Source organism: Gammaproteobacteria bacterium (assembly GCA_022340215.1).
Taxonomy (GTDB): Bacteria; Pseudomonadota; Gammaproteobacteria; order JAJDOJ01; family JAJDOJ01; genus JAJDOJ01.
This window is the reverse complement of record JAJDOJ010000215.1, coordinates 1-7,411: the sequence shown is the minus strand read 5'-3', so window position 1 is coordinate 7,411 and position 7,411 is coordinate 1. Positions and strand designations below refer to the sequence as shown.

Genomic DNA, 7,411 nt, shown 5'->3' with positions numbered 1-7,411 from the left:
GGCGGCTTTACGGATCTTTTCCGCCCTGACGGCGTTGGATTCGACTTGCAATGGGGCGGCATTGCGCATCGAATCCGCCTTGTCAGGACGAAAAATCCCTCGAAAATCCACTCGCCCAGACAAATGTCAACAGAGCCTAGGCGATTGCCGGAAAATGACATACCAGATCGCGCCGGATTTCCGTTCGTCGTCAAGACGCGACAACAGGCGCATAGTCGAACGATGGAACGGTTGTCGTAACACAGAGGACGGACGACACAGACAAGCAGGATGGTATGTCATTTGACAGAAATCGCCTTAGCCCGAGTGGGCGGAGTATAGCAGCGAGTATCATGTAAGATTATTCTGATTTGCTACAAGAACTATAAATAATAGTTTATATATGTAGGATGAAACCAACGCTTCACCAACTGAAGATTTTCCGCACCGTGGCGGAGAATGGGAGCTACAGCCGGGCCGCGGAGGTGCTGCACCTGACGCAGCCCGCCGTCTCCATACAGGTCAAGCATCTTGAGACGACGGTCGGCTTGCCCCTGATCGAGCAGATGGGCAAAAAGATCTACCTGACCGAAGCCGGCGAGGCGATCTTCGATTGCGCCCGCGCGATTGCCAGCCAGCTCGAAGACACCGCCGAGACTATCGACCAGATCAAGGGGATCCGTCGCGGGCGGTTGAGGATCTCGGTGGCGAGCACGGCGGGCTATTTCGTGACGCGGCTGCTGGCGGCCTTCTCTGACCTCTACCCGGAGGTCGCCATCCGTCTGGATGTCACCAACCGCGCCAGCCTGCTCCAGCAGCTCGACGCGAACGAGCGGGACCTGATCGTCATGGGGGAGCCGCCATCCAACCGGAATCTGGTGTCGACACCGTTCATGGACAACCCACTGGTGCTGGTCGCCGCTCCGGATCATCCTCTGGCGCAGGCGAGCGGGTTGACGGTCGCGGACCTGGCCGACCAGACCTTCGTCGTGCGCGAGCCCGGGTCGGGGACGCGCGCCGCGATCGAACGGTTCTTCCAGGCGCGGAACGTGAGCGTGCAGTTCGCCATGGAGATGACCAGCAGCGAGGCGATCAAGCAGGCGGTCCAGGCGGGGCTCGGTCTGGGGATCGCCTCGGCACACACCCTGGAGCTGGAGCTGGAAACCGGCCGTCTGGTCGCGGTGGCGGCCGAGGGCTTTCCGATCATGCGCCAGTGGTATCTGGTCCACAGGACCGGCAAGCGCCTCTCACCAAGCGCCGAGCTGTTCCAGTCGTTCGCCCTCGAGCGTTGTCGTTCCGGGGAGACGGGCTGAGGCCGGACGTCGCCCTGGGGCACCGCTTTCCAGCGCGGCCGGAGGTTTTTGCTAACATTGACGAACGACCGTCTCGGTAGTGATGTCGCGGCGGGTAAGGCGGCGATCGCACCGGATCGGATTCAATCAGGAGAATCAAGGAGATCGTTTCATGAGTACCGAGTCTACTGCGGAGTTGAACCGGCAGTTCCACGAAACCGTCGGGGCGCTGGATCTGATCCTCCTGCTTCGCGAGGAGATGGGGCAGTGGCTCGAGGAAGCGCAGGACGATTCGAAACGCGAGACGCTGGAGAATGTCGTCGGGCACCTCGAATCCATCGAAGAGGAGTATGTGCGCCGCCGCGACGAACTGCAGGGCCGGGTCAAGAGGTAGCTTCCCTCCGCGCGGCATCCGGCTCGAGCGGGACGTTCCGGGGAGGCAGTTCGCTGATGTATCCGATCGGGTATTTCTCAAACGAATGGGCCTCGATCACGTGGAATACCGTGACCTCCGCGTCATAACGTCTGGCGATGCTCGCAGCGTAAGGGAAGGCCTTGCGCCCACTGCGCGAAAGGTCGGTGACGTAGAGAATCTTGCTGAAGCCCACCTGGGGTAGTCGATCTTCGCTCGCCATGGATTCAGGCCTTCTTGAAATAGGTGAGCCAGATGCCGCTCAGGAGCCAGGAGTAGAGCCAGGTGCCGATGGTGATCAACACGAAAGCGATGACGATATCCCTCGGGCTGCCGTCAAGAGAGAAGGCGGGAACGTAGCCGAAGACGAATGGCCCGAGATACAGGAATTTGGCGAACATGAACGCCATCATCGCAGTTTCCCACATGTTCGCACCGGCGATCGTGGCGCCCGCGAAAGCGGCGATACAGACCGGCGGTGTGACGTTCGAGTCCTGAGACAACCAGTAGACGATCATGTGTGCGGCAATCGGATTGACGCCCAGTTCAGTCAGGGCCGGCACTGCGACGACGGCTGTGATCAGGTAGGAGGCGGTTACCGGCACACCCATGCCCAGGATCAGGGAGGCCAGGGCGATGAGAAGAATTGTCAGCCAGAGTTTCCCGTCGGCCAGCTCGATGACGATGTCGGCAAAGGTCAGCATCAGGCCGCTGTACGTGAGCACGGCGATGATGATGCCGATGACGCCGACCGTACCGCCGATCTTCAGGCTGCTCTCGGCGCCGGCGCGCGACGCCTCAAGAAAACGCTTGGGTCCGATCCGCGTGTCCTTTCGAAACCAGCTCACAAGAATGCAGGTGAGGATGCCGAAGATGGCCGAATAGCCCGGCGAATAACCCGTCATCATCAGGACCGTGATGACCACGAGCGGCAGGATGTAGAACCACTCGCGTTTGAGGATATCGATTGCGCTATCGCCTGACTTCTCACCGACGATGCCGTGTAGCTTCGCGTAGTAGTGGACCATGACGAAGACACTGAAGAAGTACATCAGCGCCGGGAAGATGGCCACCAGCATGATCTGGGAGTACGGCACGCCCGTGAGCTCCGCCATGATAAAGCCGCCCGCCCCCATGATCGGGGGCAGGAACATGCCACCGATGGAGGCGGCCGGCTCGATACCGCCTGCCACGTGGGGCTTGAAACCCGCCTTCTTCATCATAGGGATGGTGAACGCACCGGTGGACACGGTATTGGCGATGGCGCTTCCGGAGATCGATCCGAACAGGCCGCTGGCGATGACGGATACCTTTGCCGGCCCGCCGATCTTGTGCCCGACGGCCGCCAGGGGAAAGTCGATGAAAAAGCGTTGCGCGCCGCTCTTTTCCAGGAAGGCGCCGAAGATCACGAACAGGACGATATAGGTGGCCAGCACATTGGCCATGATGCCGAACACGCCGTCACTCTTGTAAAAGATGCTGGTGCAGAGGTCTGGGAAGGTGTCGCCCGCGTGGGAGATGAGTTCCGGGGCGTAGTCCCCGTAGACGCCGTAGAGGAGCATGATGGCTCCGATGACGACAAACACGGTACCGACGACCCGGCGGGCCAGCTCGACGCCCAGCAGGACGCCGACCATCGCGATCCACTTGTCGAGCTCGGTCTCGGCGCCGGATCGGTAGTTGATCGCCTCGAAGTTCGCCATCCAGTATCCGATAGTCACGATGGAGGCGACGATCAGGACGTAGTCGATGATCCTGCCGGACAGGGTCTTCGATTTGTACAGCAGGAAGGCCAGGACGTAGGTGATCAGGACGTAGACGCCGCGATGGTACTGGGTGGCGGCCGGTTTCAGTACCGCGGAGTAGGAGTAGAAGAGGACCAGGCCGAGCGCCAGGAGATCGAATAGTCGTTGTTCTATCCAGCTCAATCGGTCGAACATCCTTGCCTACCTGGTTACGCCGAATGGGTTCAGGGCCGCCCGGGAGTCGGTCGAGCCCGAAGGTATGACAACGGGGCCGGACTGCCCCGGCGTGCCCAGTTTTGCAATCGCGGAGTTAGATCAGAGCACCCCCTTCTCCTTCCAGAACTTCTCCGCCCCCGGGTGCAGCGGCGTAACGATACCGTTGACACCCGTTTCGATGGCCATCTCCTTGAAGGTCTTCTTCTGGTTCCTCATATAGGCGAGACCCTCGTCCGTGTAGATCTTGGAGAGCAGGTCGTAGACTACCTCGTCGGGCACCTTGGCGTTGGCGACCCAGAGGGTCGAATCCTGGAACGACGGCGTGTTCTGGTCGACACCCTTGTAGGTGCCGGCTGGGATCGTCAGCTTGCTGAAGTAGGGGTACTTCTGGTAGAAACCGCTTTCCTCCGCGTCTTTTCCAAGATCGACCAGCTCAATGTCGTTGGTCTGGGCGGCCATAATCACTGCGCCGCTGGGGAAGGCGGTAAAGAGCCAGAAGGCGTCCAACTGATTGTTTCCGAAGGCTGCCGCCGCGTCGTTGTAGCCCACGGCGTTACGCTCGATCTCGTCCCAGACTCCCATGTGGGTGAAGAACAGCTCGCAGTTGGCAAAGGCGCCGGAGCCGGCGTTGCCGACGCCAACCTTCTTGCCCTTCAGGTCCTGGGTACTCTTGATACCGGAGCCCTGGCGTACGACCAGTTGCGCCGGCGCGCCATAGAGATACGCCACCGCCAGCACGTTTTCGTACTTGTTGGTGTCGTTTTTCAGCCTGCCTGCACGTCCGAGATAGACGTGTCCGGAGTAGACGACACCGAACTGCATCTTGCCCTTGTCGACCTTGCGCAGGTTCTCCACGGAGCCGGCGGACGATTGCGCCCTGACCCGGTAATCCTTGGAAGCCTTGACGGGACCGTAGGTCTGGATGGAATTGGCAACGACTTGGAACGTGCCACCGGCCGGCCCGCCGCCGAATACCACACGTTTTGCGGCAAGGGAACTTGAGGGGGCGGCCAAAGAAAAGGCCAGCAAAGTGCTGCTGACGAATAGCAGAAACCTATGCGTCAGATTCATCGGTAAAACCTCCGGTGTCCTGGTTGTCGTCTGTGTCGTCCCTTGGTGGGCCTAACAGAGCCTGGGAATCCATCGACCGAAGGCGATGTCGCACGACAGGACGTCCAAGAATCGTTGCAGAATTTGAGGGGAAACCAGAACCGGAAGTAGACTCAAGAACAAACCGCAGACGCATTCGGGAACCTCAACTACCCTTGTAAAAAGCGGCGGAATCGTACCACAATCTGAACGAAACGGTCCGTCGTTACGGGCAGCAGCGTCAGCAAATTGCCGATAACAGAAGACCCACGCGGCAGCGGCGCTAGCCGCCCACCGAATCGGGATTCCGCCAAGGCAGAGACATCGCTCACGCTGTTGCAGCCGGGAGTCCCCTGTGGTTATCGGGTGCAGGCCAACGTGGCCTGGTAACGCAGACGTCCGGCCTCGCGTCCGCGGGCCTGGCCCAGGAAGTGCCAGATCCCGGCAGGTGATCCAAACCCGGCACCATTACAAGGGACCGCATTTTCAGACGCCGCCAACCTGGACCCCGGGCGATCATGTTAAGTGGTGAAAACGCCTATCTGACGACGCGCGAGCTGGCCCAACTACTGCGTATCAGGGAGCGCAAGGTCTATGACCTGGCAGCATCCGGTCAGATCCCCTGTTCGCGCGCGATGGGCAAGCTGCTGTTTCCGCGCCAGGCGGTCGAGGCGTGGATTGCCGGCGAGAGCAGTGGCGGTGCGGCAGCCAAACCGTGCCCGGCGGTATTTCTTGGCAGCTACGAACCGCTACTCGAATGGGCGCTGCGCGAGTCCGGTTGCGACCTGGCGATGTTGCTCGACGGCAGCACCGACGGCCTCGAGCGCTTTGTACGCGGCGAGGGTGTTGCGGCCGGCATGCATATCTACGATGCTGCGCTGCAGACCTGGAACGTCACCACGGTCAGCGCGCGTCTGCTCGACGCGCCGGTCGCGTTGATCGAGTTCACGTGGCGCGAGCGCGGCCTGATCGTCGCGCCGGGCAGTGAGGGTGACTTCGCCGATGTGGCGGCACTGCGCGGCCGGCGCGTCGTGCCACGCCAGTCCGGCGCCGGTTCACAGGTGCTGCTCGATCAACTGCTCGAGCAGGCCGGTGTCGCCGGAACCGACGTCAGGTGGACCGATATCGCGCGTACCGAGAGCGATGCCGCGCTCGCCGTTCTCGAGGGCAAGGCCGATGTCAGCCTCGGCCTGCGGGCATTGGCCGAACGGTTGCGTCTCGGCTTCGTGCCGCTGCTGCGCGAGCGTTACGACATCCTGGTGGACCGCGCTGCCTGGTTTGATCCACCGCTGCAGACGCTGATGAGGTTCTGCCGCACGCCGGCGTTTGCGGCGAAGGCTGCGGAGTTCGCCGGTTACGACGTTGCTGGCTTGGGGACGGTGCGGTTCAATGGTGGGCGGGGAACGGTTGGATAACAATCTGCAGGTACTGCAGATCCGTGGTGCCATCTGCGGTGTTGCGTGACAACAATACGCGTAGTACGCGCCAGGGATGGCATTGTCGCCACGGCGCGTCAGGCGGCAGGTCCCGGTAGGCCTCGGCAAGAATTAGGGGCGTTTGCAGCCATGCGGGGCGCACGTCAAGGCAGTCAGTTGGTCCGGCGCCAGTGCGTACAGCAGGATCGACGCCGGCGGCCCAGTCGCATTGACGCGTTAGATCCGTTACGGGACACATGCCGAGGCGGCCGTTTTACTTGGCGTTCGGAAAAAACAGTTGCTGTCCATCGAGCTTGTACGCGGCGATCGCGTTCTGTCCCTCGTTACTGAGGATCCAGTCGATGAACGCCTGGCCCTCTGACTTCTTGACGTGCGTGTGCTTTGCCGGATTGACGAGGATGACGCCATACTGGTTAGACAGGTTCGGGTCGCCCTCAACCATGATCTTGTAGTCGCCTTTGTTCTTGAAACTGATCCAGGTTCCGCGGTCGGTCATCGTGTAGGCGCCCATACCAATGGCGGTATTCAGCGTCGCGCCCATACCTGAGCCGGTCTCGCGGTACCAGGTACCGCTGCCGGGGGTCGGGTCGATACCGGCGGTTTTCCACAACGCCGTTTCTTTCTTGTGTGTGCCCGAGTTGTCGCCGCGCGATGCGAACAACGCCTTTTGCTTGCTGATGGCGGTCAGCGCCGCGCCGGCATCCTCGCCACCGGCGATACCCGCCGGATCCGATGGCGGGCCGACAATGATGAAGTCGTTGTACATGACGTCGGAGCGCTCGACGCCGTAACCCGCTTCGACGAATTTCTCCTCAGCCGCCTTGGCATGGACGAGCAGCACATCACCGTCGCCGTTCTTTGCGTTCTTGATCGCCTGACCGGTGCCGACCGCGACGACGTTGACCTTGATGCCGCTTTCGTCCTCGAATATCGGCAGGATCGCGTCGTACAGGCCCGAGTTGGCCGTCGACGTAGTCGACTGCAGGATGATCGACTTGTCCGCAGCGAGGGCAGGCGCAGTGAACACGGCTGCGGCCAGCGCGGCGGGCAACAAGCGGTTGGCGAGACTCATGAACATCGGTTTCTCCTTGGTTTATCGTTCTTAGGCGATTGCCGGAAAATGGCATACCAGATCGCGCCGGATTTTCGTTCGTCATCAAGGCGCGACAACAGGCGCATAGTCGAACTATGTCACTGTTGTCGCAACACAGAGGACGGACGAAAAGACAAGCAGGGTGGTAT

General features: G+C 61.0%; 8 protein-coding genes. 4 read left to right on the top strand and 4 right to left on the bottom strand.

The annotated features are described in order from the left end of the window. The 3 genes from LJE91_14865 to LJE91_14855 all read left to right on the top strand — a co-directional run. The coding region (locus tag LJE91_14865; GenBank protein MCG6869960.1) for a hypothetical protein at nt 1-240 on the top strand (240 nt) is incomplete at its 5' end. 149 nt (nt 241-389) lie between these two features. Then, nucleotides 390-1,292 carry a LysR family transcriptional regulator gene (locus LJE91_14860; GenBank protein MCG6869959.1) on the top strand — a complete coding sequence of 301 codons (903 nt, stop codon included), beginning with the start codon at nt 390-392 and terminating at the stop codon, nt 1,290-1,292. Between the two features lie 151 nt (nt 1,293-1,443). Beyond that, nucleotides 1,444-1,665 (top strand): hypothetical protein, encoded by a 222-nt coding sequence (locus LJE91_14855; protein MCG6869958.1) that lies wholly within the window; start codon nt 1,444-1,446, stop codon nt 1,663-1,665. On the opposite strand, the gene LJE91_14850 is transcribed toward LJE91_14855, so the two are convergent. The 3 genes from LJE91_14850 to LJE91_14840 all read right to left on the bottom strand — a co-directional run bounded on the left by LJE91_14850 (nt 1,655) and on the right by LJE91_14840 (nt 4,715). Beyond that, nucleotides 1,655-1,906: a universal stress protein gene (locus tag LJE91_14850; protein MCG6869957.1), complete on the bottom strand. Its 252-nt coding sequence runs from the start codon at nt 1,904-1,906 to the stop codon at nt 1,655-1,657. The genes LJE91_14855 and LJE91_14850 overlap by 11 nt on opposite strands. 4 nt (nt 1,907-1,910) lie before the next feature. Next, nucleotides 1,911-3,623, bottom strand: coding sequence for a TRAP transporter fused permease subunit (locus LJE91_14845; GenBank protein MCG6869956.1), 1,713 nt, complete (start codon nt 3,621-3,623; stop codon nt 1,911-1,913). Nucleotides 3,624-3,743: 120 nt separating this feature from the next. Beyond that, nucleotides 3,744-4,715: a TAXI family TRAP transporter solute-binding subunit gene (locus LJE91_14840; GenBank protein ID MCG6869955.1), complete on the bottom strand. Its 972-nt coding sequence runs from the start codon at nt 4,713-4,715 to the stop codon at nt 3,744-3,746. Nucleotides 4,716-5,251: 536 nt separating this feature from the next. Here LJE91_14840 and LJE91_14835 point away from each other — a divergent pair. After that, the gene (locus LJE91_14835; protein ID MCG6869954.1) at nt 5,252-6,148 is read left to right on the top strand and encodes a helix-turn-helix transcriptional regulator; all 897 of its coding nucleotides are present in this window, start codon (nt 5,252-5,254) and stop codon (nt 6,146-6,148) included. A 274-nt stretch (nt 6,149-6,422) separates the two neighbouring features. Here the strand turns inward: LJE91_14835 and LJE91_14830 are convergent, their stop codons facing one another. Continuing rightward, a complete protein-coding gene (locus LJE91_14830; protein MCG6869953.1) occupies nt 6,423-7,241 on the bottom strand; it encodes a substrate-binding domain-containing protein in 819 nt (272 codons plus the stop codon). Between the last annotated feature and the right edge of the window lie 170 nt (nt 7,242-7,411).

Coding starts and splice junctions, on each gene's coding strand:
- LJE91_14860 (MCG6869959.1), top strand. CDS start 390: ATGAAACCAACGCTTCACCAACTGAAGATTTTCCGCACCGTGGCGGAG.
- LJE91_14855 (MCG6869958.1), top strand. CDS start 1,444: ATGAGTACCGAGTCTACTGCGGAGTTGAACCGGCAGTTCCACGAAACC.
- LJE91_14850 (MCG6869957.1), bottom strand. CDS start 1,906: ATGGCGAGCGAAGATCGACTACCCCAGGTGGGCTTCAGCAAGATTCTC.
- LJE91_14845 (MCG6869956.1), bottom strand. CDS start 3,623: ATGTTCGACCGATTGAGCTGGATAGAACAACGACTATTCGATCTCCTG.
- LJE91_14840 (MCG6869955.1), bottom strand. CDS start 4,715: ATGAATCTGACGCATAGGTTTCTGCTATTCGTCAGCAGCACTTTGCTG.
- LJE91_14835 (MCG6869954.1), top strand. CDS start 5,252: ATGTTAAGTGGTGAAAACGCCTATCTGACGACGCGCGAGCTGGCCCAA.
- LJE91_14830 (MCG6869953.1), bottom strand. CDS start 7,241: ATGAGTCTCGCCAACCGCTTGTTGCCCGCCGCGCTGGCCGCAGCCGTG.